This window comes from Allomuricauda sp. F6463D, from assembly GCF_023015965.1.
GTDB lineage: Bacteria > Bacteroidota > Bacteroidia > Flavobacteriales > Flavobacteriaceae > Flagellimonas.
The window spans coordinates 605,844-622,091 of record NZ_JALKAN010000001.1; the positions used below are offsets into that span (position 1 = coordinate 605,844).

At 39.0% G+C, this 16,248-nt stretch carries 17 protein-coding genes; all 17 read left to right on the plus strand.

Going from position 1 to position 16,248, the window contains the following annotated elements; genetic code table 11:
* Positions 1-17: 17 nt before the first annotated feature.
* The 17 genes from lpxD to MWU56_RS02635 all read left to right on the plus strand — a co-directional run bounded on the left by lpxD (position 18) and on the right by MWU56_RS02635 (position 16,215).
* A complete protein-coding gene (lpxD, locus tag MWU56_RS02555; protein ID WP_247041894.1) occupies positions 18-1,052 on the plus strand; it encodes a UDP-3-O-(3-hydroxymyristoyl)glucosamine N-acyltransferase in 1,035 nt (344 codons plus the stop codon).
* Entirely contained in the window at positions 1,036-2,445 is a 1,410-nt protein-coding gene (locus MWU56_RS02560) for a bifunctional UDP-3-O-[3-hydroxymyristoyl] N-acetylglucosamine deacetylase/3-hydroxyacyl-ACP dehydratase (RefSeq protein ID WP_247041897.1), read from the plus strand. Before lpxD ends, MWU56_RS02560 begins: the two co-directional genes overlap by 17 nt.
* A 3-nt stretch (positions 2,446-2,448) precedes the next feature.
* Positions 2,449-3,234, plus strand: coding sequence for an acyl-ACP--UDP-N-acetylglucosamine O-acyltransferase (lpxA, locus tag MWU56_RS02565; RefSeq protein WP_247041899.1), 786 nt, complete (start codon positions 2,449-2,451; stop codon positions 3,232-3,234).
* Positions 3,235-3,238: 4 nt separating this feature from the next.
* A complete protein-coding gene (gene efp / locus MWU56_RS02570; RefSeq protein ID WP_247041904.1) occupies positions 3,239-3,805 on the plus strand; it encodes an elongation factor P in 567 nt (188 codons plus the stop codon).
* 5 nt (positions 3,806-3,810) lie between these two features.
* Positions 3,811-4,746, plus strand: coding sequence for a UDP-3-O-(3-hydroxymyristoyl)glucosamine N-acyltransferase (locus MWU56_RS02575; protein ID WP_247041907.1), 936 nt, complete (start codon positions 3,811-3,813; stop codon positions 4,744-4,746).
* Positions 4,747-4,808: 62 nt separating this feature from the next.
* Positions 4,809-5,681, plus strand: coding sequence for a succinate--CoA ligase subunit alpha (gene sucD / locus MWU56_RS02580; protein ID WP_247041909.1), 873 nt, complete (start codon positions 4,809-4,811; stop codon positions 5,679-5,681).
* Positions 5,682-5,789: 108 nt separating this feature from the next.
* Positions 5,790-6,539: a 3-oxoacyl-[acyl-carrier-protein] reductase gene (gene fabG, locus MWU56_RS02585; protein WP_247041916.1), complete on the plus strand. Its 750-nt coding sequence runs from the start codon at positions 5,790-5,792 to the stop codon at positions 6,537-6,539.
* 4 nt (positions 6,540-6,543) lie between these two features.
* Positions 6,544-8,577 (plus strand): VWA domain-containing protein, encoded by a 2,034-nt coding sequence (locus tag MWU56_RS02590; protein ID WP_247041919.1) that lies wholly within the window; start codon positions 6,544-6,546, stop codon positions 8,575-8,577.
* Positions 8,578-8,589: 12 nt separating this feature from the next.
* The gene (locus MWU56_RS02595; protein ID WP_247041921.1) at positions 8,590-9,405 is read left to right on the plus strand and encodes a prohibitin family protein; all 816 of its coding nucleotides are present in this window, start codon (positions 8,590-8,592) and stop codon (positions 9,403-9,405) included.
* 199 nt (positions 9,406-9,604) lie between these two features.
* The gene (gene hisG, locus MWU56_RS02600) at positions 9,605-10,462 is read left to right on the plus strand and encodes an ATP phosphoribosyltransferase (RefSeq protein WP_247041924.1); all 858 of its coding nucleotides are present in this window, start codon (positions 9,605-9,607) and stop codon (positions 10,460-10,462) included.
* Complete coding sequence (gene hisD, locus MWU56_RS02605) at positions 10,462-11,745, plus strand: histidinol dehydrogenase (RefSeq protein ID WP_247041926.1); 1,284 nt, start codon at positions 10,462-10,464, stop codon at positions 11,743-11,745. Before hisG ends, hisD begins: the two co-directional genes overlap by 1 nt.
* A complete protein-coding gene (gene hisC / locus MWU56_RS02610; RefSeq protein ID WP_247041928.1) occupies positions 11,745-12,791 on the plus strand; it encodes a histidinol-phosphate transaminase in 1,047 nt (348 codons plus the stop codon). Before hisD ends, hisC begins: the two co-directional genes overlap by 1 nt.
* Positions 12,791-13,927 carry a bifunctional histidinol-phosphatase/imidazoleglycerol-phosphate dehydratase HisB gene (hisB, locus tag MWU56_RS02615; protein ID WP_247041930.1) on the plus strand — a complete coding sequence of 379 codons (1,137 nt, stop codon included), beginning with the start codon at positions 12,791-12,793 and terminating at the stop codon, positions 13,925-13,927. The genes hisC and hisB overlap by 1 nt, the downstream gene beginning before the upstream one ends.
* A 56-nt stretch (positions 13,928-13,983) precedes the next feature.
* Positions 13,984-14,337 (plus strand): four helix bundle protein, encoded by a 354-nt coding sequence (locus MWU56_RS02620; RefSeq protein WP_247041932.1) that lies wholly within the window; start codon positions 13,984-13,986, stop codon positions 14,335-14,337.
* A 54-nt stretch (positions 14,338-14,391) separates the two neighbouring features.
* Positions 14,392-14,973 (plus strand): imidazole glycerol phosphate synthase subunit HisH, encoded by a 582-nt coding sequence (gene hisH / locus MWU56_RS02625; protein WP_247041934.1) that lies wholly within the window; start codon positions 14,392-14,394, stop codon positions 14,971-14,973.
* A gap of 2 nt (positions 14,974-14,975) precedes the next feature.
* Positions 14,976-15,707 carry a 1-(5-phosphoribosyl)-5-[(5-phosphoribosylamino)methylideneamino]imidazole-4-carboxamide isomerase gene (hisA, locus tag MWU56_RS02630; protein ID WP_247041947.1) on the plus strand — a complete coding sequence of 244 codons (732 nt, stop codon included), beginning with the start codon at positions 14,976-14,978 and terminating at the stop codon, positions 15,705-15,707.
* Entirely contained in the window at positions 15,700-16,215 is a 516-nt protein-coding gene (locus tag MWU56_RS02635) for a DinB family protein (RefSeq protein ID WP_247041949.1), read from the plus strand. Before hisA ends, MWU56_RS02635 begins: the two co-directional genes overlap by 8 nt.
* Positions 16,216-16,248 lie beyond the last annotated feature (33 nt).

A 16,248-nucleotide genomic window follows, 5' to 3' on the forward strand; every position in this document is an offset into this window, starting at 1 on the left:
TTGTTACTTTTGCACCAATGAAATTTACAGCTACCCAAATTGCCGGAATCTTAGAAGGGGAAGTTGAGGGTAATCCTCAAATCGCTGTCCACAAATTATCTAAGATCGAGGAAGGTGAAAAAGGGTCGTTGACCTTTCTCGCCAATCCAAAATACACCTCTTATATATATTCCACGAAAGCATCCATCACCATCGTCAATAAGGATTTTGTGCCAGAACAATCAATTTCCACTACTTTGATCAAGGTAGATGATGCTTACCAATCTTTTTCTAAATTGTTGGAATATTATAATCAAGTAAAGAATAACAAGACAGGGATTGAAAACCCCTCTTATATTTCCGACAGCGCTACATATGGCGAAGGTTTCTATCTAGGTGCCTTTGCATACTTGGGAAATAATGTATCCATCGGAAACAATGTGAAAGTCTACCCAAATGTCTACATAGGCGACAATGTTACTATCGGCGACAATGTATTCGTATTTGCCGGAGCCAAAATTTATTCAGAAACCGTTATTGGTAACAATTGTGTTATCCATGGAGGAGTCATTATCGGAGCAGATGGGTTTGGGTTCACACCAAATACCAATGGTGAATACAGTAAAGTGCCACAGACAGGTAATGTAGTTATAGAAGATAATGTAGATATTGGGGCAGGTACCACTATTGATCGTGCCACTTTAGGCTCCACCATATTAAGGAAGGGTGTAAAATTGGACAATCAAATCCAGATTGCCCATAATGTGGAAATAGGTGAGCATACCGCCATTGCAGCACAAACAGGGGTCGCTGGATCCACTAAAATTGGCAAAAATTGTTTAATCGGTGGTCAAGTAGGTATTGTAGGGCATATCACCATAGGTGATAGAGTCCGTATCCAGGCCCAATCAGGGATTGGTAGAAATATAAATGATGATGAAGTACTCCAAGGGTCGCCTGCCTTAAACTATGGTGACTTCAATAAATCATACGTACACTTTAAGAATTTGCCAAAACTGGCAAATCAAATCTCCAACATAGAAAAAAAGGTTGAAGGTGAGCAAAATAAATAATAAACAACGCACTATAGCGAAAAAGGTTACTCTACAAGGTGTAGGGTTGCATACAGGGGAAAATGTCACAATGAGTTTTCTTCCTGCAAAAGAAAATCACGGCTTCGCGTTCAAAAGAATCGATTTGGAAGGTGAACCCATAATTGAGGCAGATGCCAACTATGTGGTAAACACCCAACGTGGCACCAATTTGGAAAAAAATGGTGTAAAAATACATACTTCGGAACATGTACTTGCCGCTTTGGTAGGTTTAGATATAGACAACGTACTAATTGAACTGAATGCTCCTGAACCACCTATTATGGACGGTTCTTCCAAATTTTTTGTGGAAGCCCTGGAAGAGGCCGGCATCGTGGAGCAAGATCAAGAACGTGAAGAATATGTAGTAAAAGATGTGGTTTCCTACAGGGATGAATCCACGGGAAGTGAGATAACCATAATCCCAGCTGACGAATACCAAGTAACCACCATGGTAGATTTTGGAACCAAAGTTTTGGGAACACAAAATGCCACATTGGAAAAAATGTCGGATTTTAAAGAACAAATTGCGGACTCGCGTACCTTTAGTTTCCTACACGAACTTGAGATGTTGTTGGAGCATGGGTTGATCAAAGGAGGAGACCTGAACAATGCCATTGTTTATGTGGACAAGGAAATTTCGGACTCCACAATGAAAAAATTGGAAAAAGCCTTCAACAAGAAAAAACTTTCGGTAAAGGCAAATGGTATTTTGGATAATCTTACATTGCACCACCCAAACGAAGCAGCACGGCATAAACTATTGGATGTAATAGGTGATTTGGCCCTGGCCGGTACCCGAATCAGGGGAAAAGTCATTGCCAACAAACCTGGACACTTTGTAAATACGCAATTCGCGAAAAAGTTGTCCAAAATTATCAAAATAGAAAAAAGGAATAAGGTACCTAGCTATGATTTGCACCAAAAACCTTTAATGGATGTCAATGAAATTATGGAAAGGCTACCTCACCGTCCTCCATTTTTGTTGGTAGATAAGATTTTAGAATTATCCAATACCCATGTGGTTGGGGTGAAGAATGTAACCATGAACGAACCGTTTTTTGTAGGTCACTTTCCAGGAGCGCCTGTTATGCCCGGGGTACTACAAGTAGAAGCAATGGCTCAAACTGGGGGAATACTGGTATTGAGCACCGTTCCCGACCCAGAAAACTATCTTACTTTCTTTATGAAAATTGATAAAGTAAAGTTTAAACAACAAGTAGTTCCAGGGGATACTTTAATATTTAAATGCGATTTAATTTCTCCCATCCGTAGGGGAATATGTCATATGCAGGCTTATGCCTACGCCAATGGAAAATTAGTTTCTGAAGCTGAACTGATGGCACAAATCGTGAAAACAAAAAATACAGATTAGTAGATGAACCAACCTTTAGCATATGTACACCCAGGGGCTAAAATCGCCAAAAATGTGGTAATTGAGCCCTTCACCACCATACATAACAATGTAATTATTGGAGAGGGAACATGGATTGGTTCCAATGTTACTATCATGGAAGGTGCTAGAATCGGAAAAAATTGCAATATATTTCCGGGCGCCGTGATTTCCGCAATGCCGCAAGACCTTAAGTATCAAGGTGAAGACACAACCGTGGAAATTGGAAACAATACAACTATCAGAGAATGCGCCACTATTAACAAGGGTACTTCCGATAGAATGAAAACGGTAATTGGAAACAACTGTCTGATAATGGCGTATTGTCACGTGGCACACGATTGTTTTGTGGGCGATGGCTGTATTTTTAGCAATAACTCCACACTGGCCGGACATGTTACAATTGGCCAGAATGTTGTATTGGCGGGAATGGTTGCCGTACACCAATTTGTTTCAATAGGAAACCACGCATTTGTAACTGGGGGCTCCCTAGTTCGTAAAGATGTTCCTCCGTATGTTAAAGCAGCGAGGGAACCACTTTCCTATGTGGGCATAAATTCCATTGGATTACGTAGAAGAGGTTTTGATTCTGATAAGATCAGGGAAATCCAAAACATCTATCGATTATTATATCAAAGAAATTATAACAATTCACAAGCGGCATCCCTCATTGAGGTCGAAATGGAGGCCACACCTGAACGGGACGAGATACTCCAATTCATTAGGGATTCGCAAAGAGGGATTATGAAAGGATATTTCAGTTCAAACTAAATTTATGGCAAGTACTTCAGATATAAGAAAAGGATTGTGCATCAAGTACAACAACGACATCTATAAAGTTATAGAGTTTCTTCATGTAAAACCAGGTAAAGGGCCTGCATTTGTCCGTACCAAGCTAAAAAGTGTGACCACGGGCAAAGTGGTGGACAATACGTTTTCTGCTGGGCATAAAATTGAAGATGTTCGAGTGGAAACGCGCTCTTATCAATTTTTATATAATGATGGGGAGACCTATCATTTTATGAATACGGATGATTATACCCAGATTGCGCTACAAAAAGACGCTCTGGATGCTTCTGACCTATTGAAAGAGAGTGAAGTAGTGACTATAATTTTCAATGCAGAGGACAATATGCCCCTTTCGGTTGATATGCCTGCCAGTGTTGTTCTGGAAGTTACCCATACAGAACCTGGTGTTAAGGGAAATACCGCTACAAATGCTACAAAGCCTGCTACCGTAGAAACCGGAGCAAGTATAAATGTACCTCTTTTTATAAATGAAGGGGATAAAATCAAGATCGACACGGAAAAAGCGGCTTATTTGGAAAGAGCCAAAGTGTAATCCAAATGAAATTCCATAAAACCTATACCTTAAAGGAAATATCTAAAATCATTGAAACTGACTATGTGGGAGATGAAAATTTCCCCGTATTGGGGATGAACGAGATCCACGTAGTAGAAGAAGGCGATATTGTTTTTGTGGACCATCCCAAATACTATGATAAAGCACTTCAATCCAGAGCTACTATTGTACTCATAAATAAGAAAGTGGATTGCCCAGATGGGAAGGCGTTACTTCTCTCCGATGATCCATTTAGGGATTTCAATAAACTGACGAAACACTTTAAACCTTTTGAAAATGCCAATTCTTCCATTGCCGAATCGGCAAAAATAGGGGAGGGGACTGTAATTCAGCCTAATACGTTTATTGGCAATCATGTGAAAATTGGTAAAAACTGTATAATACACCCCAACGTCACCATTTATGATGGATGTATTATTGGTGACAATGTAACCATACATGCAGGTACGGTATTGGGGGCAGATGCTTTTTACTATAAAAACAGACCCGAAGGTTTTGATAAACTGCTATCCGGCGGAAACGTTGTAATAGAAAGTAATGTAGACATTGGCGCAGCATGCACTATTGACCGTGGTGTATCTGGTTCAACCACAATAAAAGAAGGTTCAAAACTTGATAACCAAATCCAAGTTGGCCACGATACGGTTATTGGAAAAAAATGTTTGATTGCATCCCACGTAGGCATTGCAGGCTGTGTTGTTTTGAAAGACGAAGTAACACTTTGGGGACAAGTTGGAATTACAAGTGGTGCTACCATTGGTAAAAAGGCTGTGGTTTTGGCCCAATCCGGTATATCCAAATCACTGGAAGGTGGAAAAACCTATTTTGGATACCCTGCAGAAGAAGCCCGTGAAAAGCTTAAACAAATAGCATCCATTAAAAAGATTCCAGAAATCTTGAAAAAACTAAAAAAGATTTAAGAAATCAATAGATAAAAACTTTAGTAAACCATATTTTTGTATCTCTACATTAAGTTAAACATATGAGCGTCTTAGTAAACAAGGATTCAAACATAATTGTACAAGGATTTACCGGTAGTGAAGGAACTTTTCATGCCGAACAAATGATTGAATACGGAACCAACGTGGTTGGTGGTGTGACCCCCGGTAAAGGTGGTCAGGAACATTTGGGAAAACCAGTTTTTAATACAGTGGAAGAAGCTGTAAAAGAAGTTGGTGCAGATACCACGATTATTTTTGTTCCACCAGCTTTTGCCGCGGATGCCATTATGGAAGCCGCCGATGCAGGAATCAAGGTGATTATAACAATTACAGAAGGTATTCCAGTAGCGGATATGGTTAAGGCCAATGATTACATCAAAGACATGGATTGTACTTTGATCGGCCCTAACTGTCCAGGTGTAATTACACCCGGAGAGGCCAAAGTAGGTATCATGCCTGGCTTCGTTTTCAAAAAAGGTAAAGTAGGTATCGTTTCCAAATCGGGAACGCTTACTTACGAAGCTGCCGATCAAGTTGTTCGTCAAGGATTGGGAATCACAACAGCCATAGGTATTGGAGGTGACCCCATTATTGGAACCACTACAAAAGAAGCCGTTGAGCTATTGATCAACGACCCTGAAACCGAATGTGTTGTGATGATCGGTGAAATAGGTGGTCAGTTAGAGGCTGAGGCAGCAAGATGGTACAAAGAGAGTGGTAGCAAAAAACCAATTATTGGTTTTATTGCTGGTGAAACTGCACCTGCCGGAAGAACGATGGGACACGCTGGTGCCATTGTTGGAGGTAGTGATGATACTGCACAGGCCAAGAAAAAGATTATGAGCGATTGTGGTATCCACGTAGTGGATTCTCCAGCTGAAATTGGCGTAAAAGTGAAACAAGTGGTTGGGTAACCCAATCGTTAAAACCATACTAAATCCCGTTTTATGCGGGATTTTTTTTCGTCTATACATAAAACAACAACTATATTTGGTTAAAAACCATTCAAACACAATCATTCTATGAAACTTTTGGAAGGGAAAAACGTAATCATAACAGGAGCAAGCAGGGGAATCGGTAAAGGAATTGCCGAAGTATTTGCAAAACATGGTGCAAATGTAGCTTTCACCTATAGTTCCAGCGAAGCTCCTGCATTGGAGTTGGAAAAAGAATTGACCCAAATGGGTGTTAAGGCCAAAGCCTATAAGAGTAATGCCGCTAGTTTTGAAGAATCCGAGGCCTTAGTGGCCAAGGTTTTGGAGGACTTTGATGGCAGAATCGATGTGCTTATCAATAATGCAGGTATCACCAAGGACAACCTGTTGATGCGTATGGGCGAGGACGATTTTGATAAAGTGATTGAAATTAACCTAAAATCAGTTTTCAACATGACCAAAGCAGTACAGCGTACCATGTTGAAGCAAAGAAAAGGTTCCATTATCAACATGAGTAGTGTTGTAGGAGTAAAAGGGAATGCCGGACAAACCAACTATGCAGCCTCCAAAGCTGGCATGATTGGTTTCACCAAGTCCGTTGCACTTGAATTGGGCTCTCGAAATATTCGTTGTAATGCCATTGCTCCTGGATTTATAGAAACTGAAATGACCGATAAATTGGACGAAAAAGTTGTTCAAGGATGGAGAGAGGGAATCCCCTTAAAACGTGGTGGTAGCCCCGAAGATGTAGCTAATGCCTGTGTATTCTTGGCATCCGAGCTTTCCAATTACGTTACCGGACAGGTATTGAACGTGGATGGTGGAATGTTAACTTAAATGAATGGAGTTGAGCACGGTACTTCTTATATTTTTTGCTGTTGCTGCCGCGCTTGTCCTTGTTTATTTTCAATATTTCTATAAGAATCCTAGAAAAGGTTCACTTAAAATAATATTGGCCACATTAAGGTTTGTAACCTTACTTTGTGGCCTTTTGCTTTTAATAAATCCAAAATTTGTTTCCAAGGAGTACTTTGTTGAAAAGGCAAACCTAATTCTATTAGTGGACAACTCTACATCCATGGAAGATGCCACTTCTACAGTGGAAATTTCCCAAGCAATTGATAAAATTAAAAAGAACGAAGCATTGAACGAACGGTTCACCGTTCATCATTATGGATTTGGAAATGACCTAAAAGCTATAGATTCAATCAATTTTAACGAAGGGAACACAGATATTTCCAAAGCACTCACGGCACTAGGCAATGTTTTTACCAGTGGAAACAATACCGTGGCACTCTTTTCCGACGGTAACCAAACACTGGGCAGGGACTATGAATATGTAGACCTGAACCAAAATTTTTCGATAAATGCGATTGTGGTCGGCGACACTACACAATATGAGGATATTTCCGTAGGCTTTATCAATGTAAACAAGTATGCATTTTTAAGGAATAACTTTCCCATAGAAACTTCGATAAAGTATCGAGGGACTAGATCGGTTTCTGAAACCGTTACCATTTTTATTAATGGAAATAGAGTGCACCAAGAGCGAATTAATCTAAATAGCACCAAGAACAGTCAAACTTTAAGCGCGTTGGTCGAAGCTCAAAGTGTGGGTATTAAAACCATTAAAATTGAAGTAGGATCGTTGGAAAACGAACGAAATACCGCTAACAATATTAAAGAGACCGCCATTGAAGTTGTAGATGAAAAAACCAATGTGGTCATTGTTTCCGATATAATACATCCTGACATAGGTGCCTTAAAAAAATCGATTGAATCCAATGAACAACGTTCGGTCTCTATAATAAAACCCGATGCAAGTCAATCTTATTTTGAGGATTCGGATCTTTTAATTTTATATCAGCCCAATCGGAACTTTAGCAAAGTATATGACTTTTTAAAGAATACGGGAGGTAATTACTTTACCATTACGGGCAGTAAAACAGATGTGAGCTTTTTAAATAGTATACAAGAAAGTTTTTCCATAACAGGAAGTAGGCAAACAGAAGCTATTTTACCTGTATTGAACAATGCCTTTGGATTGTTTGGTTTAGGTGGATTTACAGTCAATGGATTTCCTCCATTAACAGGAACCTTAGGTGATATTCAATTTAAAAAGAATGATAATACCATTATGTTCCAGCAATTACAAGGTATTGATCTAGATAAGCCATTGTTCAGTATTCTTGCGGAACCCAACACAAAAGAAGCCGTGCTTTTTGGTGAGGGTATTTGGCGTTGGCGGGCACAAGTATATCGGAATGATCAAAGCTTCCAAAAGTTTGATGAGTTTATTGGCAATTTAATGGTGTATTTGGGTTCCAACAAACAACGAAGCCGATTGCAGTTGGATTATGAACTGATTTTTGACAACGCAAGCTCGGCCACTATTAGAGCATCGTATTTTGATGAAAGCTATCAATTTGATTCCAATGCTCGTATTTCGATAAGAATAGAAGGCATGGACAACGACTTTACCAGAGTGGCTCCCATGCTGTTAAAGGGAACTTTTTATGAAGTTGACTTAAGTGATTTACAAGCTGGTAAATATGGATTTACAGTAACGGTCCAAGACGAAAACATGAGCCGATCGGGAACCTTCAAAATACTTGATTTTAATCCTGAAAAACAGATGGTTTCATCAAATTATAACAAAATGGGACGACTAGCTCAAAAAAATAAGGGTAAGGTTTACTATCTAGATAGTTTTGAAAATTTTCAAAATGACTTGGTATCTTCCCAGCAATATATTCCTGTTCAAAAGAGCAGAGATAATGTTGTATCTTTAATAGATTTCAGTATTTTACTCGGACTGATGGTTCTTTCCTTGGCACTGGAATGGTTCATCAGAAAATATAACGGATTAATATAAATCAAAATAAATATGGATAAATTACCAAAGATTGCATTGCCTGCATTGGCAGCGGCTATTTTCTTAATTATTATTATTTCAAAATCAGCAATCACCATCGGATCAGGAGAGGCCGGGGTGCTTTACAAAACCTTTGGGGGAGGTGTAGTAACGGATGGTCCGCCCTTAGGTGAAGGCTTTCACTTGGTGGCGCCTTGGAATAGAGTGACTATTTATGAAGTTAGACAACAAGAAAAGACCGAAAAAATGAATGTGCTATCTTCAAACGGTCTGGACATTAAATTGGAGGCATCGGTTTGGTTTCAACCTGCTTTTAACGAACTGGGCAAACTTCACCAAGAAAAGAGCGAACAATATATTGATCGTGTCTTGTTGCCTGCAATTCGTTCTGCGGCCCGTAGCGTTGTGGGAAGATACACGCCCGAACAGCTCTACTCTAGTAAACGTGATGCTATTCAACAAGAAATTTTTGAAGAAACCCAAAAAATTGTTGAAGATCAGTATATACAACTCAACGAGGTTTTGGTTAGGGATGTAACCTTACCGCCCACCATAAAAGATGCCATTGAACGTAAATTAAAGCAAGAACAAGAATCCTTAGAGTATGAATTTAGATTGGTCACTGCATCGAAAGAAGCCGAAAAAGTTCGTATTGAAGCTCAAGGTAAAGCAGATGCAAACAGGATACTTAGTGCTTCATTAACCGATAAGATATTACAGGACAAAGGTATAGATGCCACCATTAAACTATCGCAATCACCAAACTCCAAAGTAATAGTAGTCGGTTCTGGAGACAGTGGTTTGCCATTAATTTTGGGAAATAACTAAATTTCCCTTTTTTGATATAAAAATATATCCTACTTTTGAATCGTAATGAGAAACAAAAACACACATCATCATTTTTATACTTGCCCTCAAGCGAGATAGAAATGTATTGTTGTTATTAAAATATGTTCTAACCCGTTTGAGAAATCAAACGGGTTTATTTTTTGCACCCATTTGGTCTTTCAGACAAAACGATTGAAAAATGACAAAAATTAGAATTGCGGTTCAGAAAAGTGGCCGTTTAAATGATGACTCCCTTAAAATTTTAAAGGACTGTGGTATCTCCATAGACAATGGAAAAGATCAGTTAAAAGCAACATCCCGTAATTTTCCGTTGGAAGTGTTTTACTTACGGAATGGTGATATACCTCAATACTTGCGTGATGGCGTAGTGGATATCGCCATTATTGGAGAAAATGTTCTTATTGAAAAAGGAAAGGATATTTCTATTGCAGAAAGATTGGGCTTTTCCAAGTGCCGTGTATCCCTTGCAGTGCCAAAAAGTGAAACTTACACCTCCATTAAAGATTTTGAAGGTAAGAAAATTGCAACTTCCTACCCAAACACAGTAAAGGACTACTTGGCATCCAAAGGGGTTACCGCTGATCTGCATATTATCAACGGTTCTGTGGAAATTGCACCCAATATTGGTTTGGCTTATGGAATCTGTGACATTGTGTCCAGTGGAAGCACGCTGTTCAAAAATAATTTGAAAGAAGTGGAGGTAATGCTTAAAAGTGAAGCGGTTTTGGCCGTTTCTCCAACGATTTCCGAAGAACGAAAAGAACTATTGAAGAAAATCCAATTCAGGATTAAATCTGTTCTTCAAGCCCGTCAGAATAAATATGTGTTGATGAACGCGCCAAACAACAAGTTGGATGAGATAATTTCCATTCTACCTGGAATGCGCAGTCCTACAGTGCTTCCTCTTGCCGAAGAAGGGTGGAGTTCAGTACACACGGTAATTAATCGTGAAACCTTTTGGGAGGTTATTGATGAGTTAAAAACTGCTGGTGCCGAGGGTATTTTGGTTTGTCCTATTGAAAAAATGGTATTGTAATGCAACGTATCAACTATCCAGAGCAAAAGGAATGGACCAAAATATTGAAACGCCCAACGCAGACCGTTTCCGATATTGAAAGTGTGGTCAACAATATTTTCAAGGAAGTACAATCTGATGGTGATATCGTTATAAAAAAATACACGACCCAATTTGATAAAGTTACCTTGAATTCGCTAATCGTTTCCACTTCAGAAATCGAGAAAGCCAGTTCTACGGTTTCAGATGCTTTAAAACAAGCCATTAATTTGGCCAAAAATAACATTGAGAAGTTCCATGCAGCCCAAAGAACATCAAAAGTTGAAGTAGAAACCATGCCCGGGGTAGAGTGCTGGCAAGAAAAACGCCCTATCCAGAAGGTTGGATTATATATTCCAGGGGGTACGGCTCCCTTGTTTTCTACTATTTTGATGTTGGCCATCCCAGCTAAATTGGCGGGATGCAACGAAATTGTGCTTTGCAGTCCACCAGATAAGAATGGTGAAATCAATCCTGCTATTTTATATACGGCCCAACTTTGTGGCGTAACCCAAATCTTTAAAGTGGGCGGTATTCAGGCCATTGCAGGGATGACCTTCGGAACCGAATCCATCCCACAAGTGTACAAGATTTTCGGCCCTGGAAACCAATATGTGACCGTTGCGAAACAATTGGCCACCAAATATGGGGTAGCCATCGATATGCCCGCTGGACCAAGTGAACTTTTAGTGGTGGCAGATGATTCTGCCAACGCATCTTTTGTGGCTTCGGATTTGTTGAGTCAGGCAGAACATGGCGTGGACAGTCAAGTGATTTTGGTTTCAACCTCCAAAAAATTGATTGCAGCTGTGGAGGAAGAAATTGACAAACAGATACCTCAATTGCCAAGAGCAGAAATTGCCAAGAAATCCATTGCCAACAGTAAATTAATTTTGGTAAACAATGACCAAGAAGCTTTGGAATTGATTAACGAATATGGTCCTGAGCACTTTATTGTTTGTGTTGAAAATGAAGATTTTTATGTAGCGAATATTCAAAATGCAGGCTCAGTGTTTATTGGTAATTTTACACCCGAAAGTGCGGGGGATTATGCATCTGGTACCAATCACACCTTGCCCACTAATGGGTATGCCAAACAGTACAGCGGTGTAAACTTGGATAGTTTTATGAAGAGTATGACTTTTCAAAAAATTTCAAAAAAAGGCATACAAGGTATAGGTAAAGCCATAGAGCTTATGGCGGAAGCAGAAGGATTACAAGCACATAAAAATGCTGTGACCCTGCGATTAAAAAATTTGAAATAATGGAAGGGTTCAATGTAAACACTTTGGTAAGAGAATCGGTGCGCAAACTACAACCTTATTCTTCGGCACGGGACGAATATGTTTCCGATGGCTCCGATATGATTTTTTTGGATGCCAACGAAAACCCATTTGATAGTGGGGTCAACCGCTACCCAGACCCTTATCAGCGAAGCTTAAAATCACTATTGGCAGAGCAAAAAGCAGTATCGGAAAATCAAATTTTACTCGGTAATGGAAGCGACGAGGTGTTGGATTTGATTTACAGGGCATTTTGTGAACCTAATAAGGACAATATCATCACTCTACCGCCTACATATGGCATGTACAAGGTGCTTTCCGGCATCAATTCCGTGGAAAATAAAGAGGTATTGTTAACTACTGATTTTGAGCCCAACGTGGATGAAATTCTAAAGGTTGTGGATGCCAACACCAAGCTTATTTTTATCTGTTCCCCCAATAACCCCACAGGGAATTCCTTCAAAAATGATGGCATAAAAAGATTACTGGATTCCTTTAAAGGAATAGTTGTAATTGATGAAGCTTACATCGATTTTTCCAAGGATCAAAGTTGGATATCACAGCTTAAAAAATATCCCAATCTAATTGTGACCCAAACCTTGTCCAAAGCCTATGGTTTGGCAGGAATCCGATTGGGGATATGCTATGCATCGGAAGAGATTATTGGGGTTTTAAACAAAATCAAACCACCATACAATGTCAATCAACTAACGCAACAACGAGCATTACAACGTGTATTGAATCAGGATTTGGTAAATCAAGAGGTACAGCAAATTCTTGACGAAAGAACTGAATTGATGAAAGCTTTGGACAGCTTGGAGTTTGTAATAAAATTATATCCGACCGATGCCAATTTTGTATTGGCTAAGGTGGATGATGCCAACAAACGCTACCAGCAGTTATTGGAAAAACAAGTAGTAGTGCGCAATCGAAGTACACAACCACTTTGTGAAAACACCTTGCGGTTTACCGTAGGCACACCAGAGGAAAACAAAAAATTGATAGCCATTTTAAAAGCAATACAGTAATGGGCAAAAAAGTATTATTCATTGATCGTGATGGAACCATCATCAAAGAAACTGCCGACGAGCAGATTGATGCCTTTGACAAAATGATTTTTTACCCAAAAGCGTTCACCTTTCTCGGTAAAATTGCCAAAGAATTGGATTTCGAATTGGTGATGATTACCAACCAAGATGGACTGGGAACCGATATTTTTCCCGAAGAAACTTTTTGGCCTGTACACAATTTTATAATCAAATCTTTTGAAAACGAAGGTGTTGTGTTTGACAAAGTATGCATTGACAGAACTTTTCCTGCCGACAATGCCGATACACGCAAACCGGGGACAGGAATGCTGACCTCTTATTTTTCTGAGGAATATGATCTCGAAAATTCATTTGTTATCGGTGATCGTTTGACAGATGTAGAATTGGCAAAGAATCTTGGTGCCAAAGGAATTTTTATCAATGATGAAACCCATTTGGGAACCAGCGAGATTACAGTGAAACGAGAAGAACTGGATGAATATATTGCTCTAGAAACCAACGATTGGCAAAAAATCTACGAGTTTTTAAAATTGGAGAACCGTGTTGCAGAAATATCACGGAAAACCAACGAGACGAATATCCAAATCATAATCAACCTAGATGGAACTGGTAAAAGTGAAATCGACACAGGTTTAGCGTTTTTTGATCATATGTTAGACCAATTAGCGCGACACGGTCAAATGGATTTAAAAATTAAGGTAGATGGAGATTTGGAAGTGGATGAACACCACACTATCGAAGATACGGCTATTGCTCTTGGAGAGCTATTTTCCAAAGCGCTGGGCAATAAATTGGGAATCGAACGCTATGGCTTTTGTCTGCCCATGGATGATTGCCTAGCACAGGTGGCCATTGATTTTGGTGGAAGAAACTGGTTGGTTTGGGATACCGAATTCAAACGCGAAAAAGTAGGAGATATGCCCACGGAAATGTTTATGCACTTTTTTAAATCGTTCACAGATGGAGCCAAGGCCAATTTGAATATTAAAGCAGAAGGCACCAATGAGCATCATAAAATAGAGGCCATATTTAAAGCGTTTGCCAAGTCCATTAAAATGGCGGTAAAGCGAGATGCGGAAAAAATGGTGTTGCCATCAACTAAAGGAATGTTATAAAAGTTTGAAGAGGGAAGTTCAAAGTACGAACTACACCGATTAGTTGAAAAAAACCGATGAGAAAGGAGTTGAAGGATAGAACAAAGGCATTTGCTATCAGAACTTGGAAGTTATGTTCGGACATTCCAAAGTCTAGAGAGTTTAATGCATATGTAAACCAATTGATTAGATGCTCAAGTTCGGTAGGAGCTAATTATAGAGCTTCACAACGTGCAAAATCACGGGCAGATTTCATTAATAAGCTCAAAATAGTAGAGGAAGAAATTGATGAGAGCATGTACTTTCTAGAGCTTTTAATAGAAATAAGTCAAAATAATTTATCAGAAATGAAATCATTACATACCGAGGCGAGCGAAATATTGGCCATAGTGGTTTCCTCAATAAAAACGGCAAGAGCAAATGCAAAATAATAAAGAGTTAAATAAATCACTTCGTACTTCAAACTTTAAATATCGTACTTCGTTATGAAAATAGTGATAATTGACTATGGTGCAGGAAACATCCAGAGTATCATGTTTGCCATAAAAAGGCTTGGTTATGAGGCCATTTTAAGTCATGATGCGGAAGAGATTCAAAGTGCGGACAAAGTTATTTTCCCAGGAGTGGGGGAAGCAAGCTCAGCGATGTCAAAATTGAGGAATACTGGGTTGGATAAAGTGATTCCAAACTTAAAACAACCTGTTTTGGGCATATGTTTGGGTATGCAATTGATGTGTCATTCCTCAGAGGAGGGTAATACCAAAGGTCTGGGTATTTTTAATTTGGATGTTGTGAAATTCTCTAACAATGTAAAAGTGCCACAAATTGGATGGAACCAAATTTCAGATTTAAAGAGTAAGCTTTTTACCGATATTCCTGAGAAATCATATATCTATTTGGTACACAGTTTTTATGCACCCATTGGAGATGAAACCATTTCCACTTCGGAATATGACGTAACCTATAGCGCTGCCTTGCAGAAAAATAATTTTTATGGAGTGCAGTTTCACCCAGAAAAGAGCAGTGATGTCGGCGGTAAGATATTGCAAAACTTCTTAAACCTATAATTATGAGATTGATTCCAGCAATAGACATCATAGATGGAAAATGTGTCCGGCTCTCCAAAGGAGATTATAGCACAAAAAAAATATATAACGAAAATCCATTGGAAGTAGCCAAGGAGTTTGAAGCACACGGTATTCAATATTTGCATTTGGTGGATTTGGATGGGGCAAAATCCAAGCATATTGTTAACCACCAGGTTTTAGAAACCATTGCTTCAAAAACCAATTTGCAAATTGATTTTGGTGGGGGATTAAAATCCGATGAAGACCTGCACATTGCTTTTGAAAGCGGAGCATATCAAATCACAGGTGGGAGCATAGCGGTGAAAGACCATGACACCTTTTTGGGTTGGTTGGAAAAGTTTGGTGCAGAAAAAATTATTCTAGGAGCAGATGCCAACAACGAAAAAGTTGCTGTTTCCGGCTGGCAAGAAGAATCTGACCTAGATTTAATTCCTTTTGTACAAAAATATCAGGTAGAGGGTATTGAATATGTTATCTGCACAGATATCAGTAAAGATGGTATGTTGGAAGGTCCAGCATTTGGATTATACCAAAAATTTATCTCTAAAACTAAAAAAGGCTTAAATTTAATAGCTAGTGGTGGTATCTCCTCCTTTGACGAACTCCCAAAACTTACCGAAATAGGTTGTGAAGGCACAATTATTGGCAAGGCCATTTATGAAGGTAACATCAGTTTAAAACAGTTGGAACAATACATTCTCAAAAATGGATAAAGACAAACAACTCCAAGAAGAATTAATTTGGAATTCGGGCTATCGTATGAAGGAAAGTCTTCGTATGATCAAAATATGCTTGGATCAATTATCAGAAGAACAAATCTGGCAAAAACCTAACAAATCCAGTAATAGTATAGCCAATCTAATACTTCACCTTTGTGGTAATATTACACAATATGGAATTTCATCTATTCAAAATTTGGAAGATGATCGGCAGCGAGATGAAGAATTTTCAACAGAATCAGGCTATACTAAGTCGGAACTTATCAAAAAGCTGGAAGATACCATAGACGAAGCCAAAAGAGCTTTTTACGAAGCGCCATTGGAAGAATTATTACGGAAACGATATGTTCAAGGGTTTAATTTTTCTGGCGTTGGCAACATTATTCATGCCACCGAACACTTATCATACCATACCGGTCAGATAGCGCTTTGGACTAAAATTTTAAAAGATAAAGATTTGGGCTTTTATTCAGGAGTTGATTTAAATGTAAAAAACGACTAACATAAAAGCGTCATGCTGAACTCGTTTCAGCAT

Excerpts from the sequence above, each read along its gene's own strand:
- lpxD (WP_247041894.1), top strand. The coding sequence starts at position 18 with ATGAAATTTACAGCTACCCAAATTGCCGGAATCTTAGAAGGGGAAGTT.
- lpxA (WP_247041899.1), top strand. The coding sequence starts at position 2,449 with ATGAACCAACCTTTAGCATATGTACACCCAGGGGCTAAAATCGCCAAA.
- efp (WP_247041904.1), top strand. The coding sequence starts at position 3,239 with ATGGCAAGTACTTCAGATATAAGAAAAGGATTGTGCATCAAGTACAAC.
- MWU56_RS02575 (WP_247041907.1), top strand. The coding sequence starts at position 3,811 with ATGAAATTCCATAAAACCTATACCTTAAAGGAAATATCTAAAATCATT.
- sucD (WP_247041909.1), top strand. The coding sequence starts at position 4,809 with ATGAGCGTCTTAGTAAACAAGGATTCAAACATAATTGTACAAGGATTT.
- fabG (WP_247041916.1), top strand. The coding sequence starts at position 5,790 with ATGAAACTTTTGGAAGGGAAAAACGTAATCATAACAGGAGCAAGCAGG.
- MWU56_RS02590 (WP_247041919.1), top strand. The coding sequence starts at position 6,544 with ATGGAGTTGAGCACGGTACTTCTTATATTTTTTGCTGTTGCTGCCGCG.
- MWU56_RS02595 (WP_247041921.1), top strand. The coding sequence starts at position 8,590 with ATGGATAAATTACCAAAGATTGCATTGCCTGCATTGGCAGCGGCTATT.
- hisG (WP_247041924.1), top strand. The coding sequence starts at position 9,605 with ATGACAAAAATTAGAATTGCGGTTCAGAAAAGTGGCCGTTTAAATGAT.
- hisD (WP_247041926.1), top strand. The coding sequence starts at position 10,462 with ATGCAACGTATCAACTATCCAGAGCAAAAGGAATGGACCAAAATATTG.
- hisC (WP_247041928.1), top strand. The coding sequence starts at position 11,745 with ATGGAAGGGTTCAATGTAAACACTTTGGTAAGAGAATCGGTGCGCAAA.
- hisB (WP_247041930.1), top strand. The coding sequence starts at position 12,791 with ATGGGCAAAAAAGTATTATTCATTGATCGTGATGGAACCATCATCAAA.
- MWU56_RS02620 (WP_247041932.1), top strand. The coding sequence starts at position 13,984 with ATGAGAAAGGAGTTGAAGGATAGAACAAAGGCATTTGCTATCAGAACT.
- hisH (WP_247041934.1), top strand. The coding sequence starts at position 14,392 with ATGAAAATAGTGATAATTGACTATGGTGCAGGAAACATCCAGAGTATC.
- hisA (WP_247041947.1), top strand. The coding sequence starts at position 14,976 with ATGAGATTGATTCCAGCAATAGACATCATAGATGGAAAATGTGTCCGG.
- MWU56_RS02635 (WP_247041949.1), top strand. The coding sequence starts at position 15,700 with ATGGATAAAGACAAACAACTCCAAGAAGAATTAATTTGGAATTCGGGC.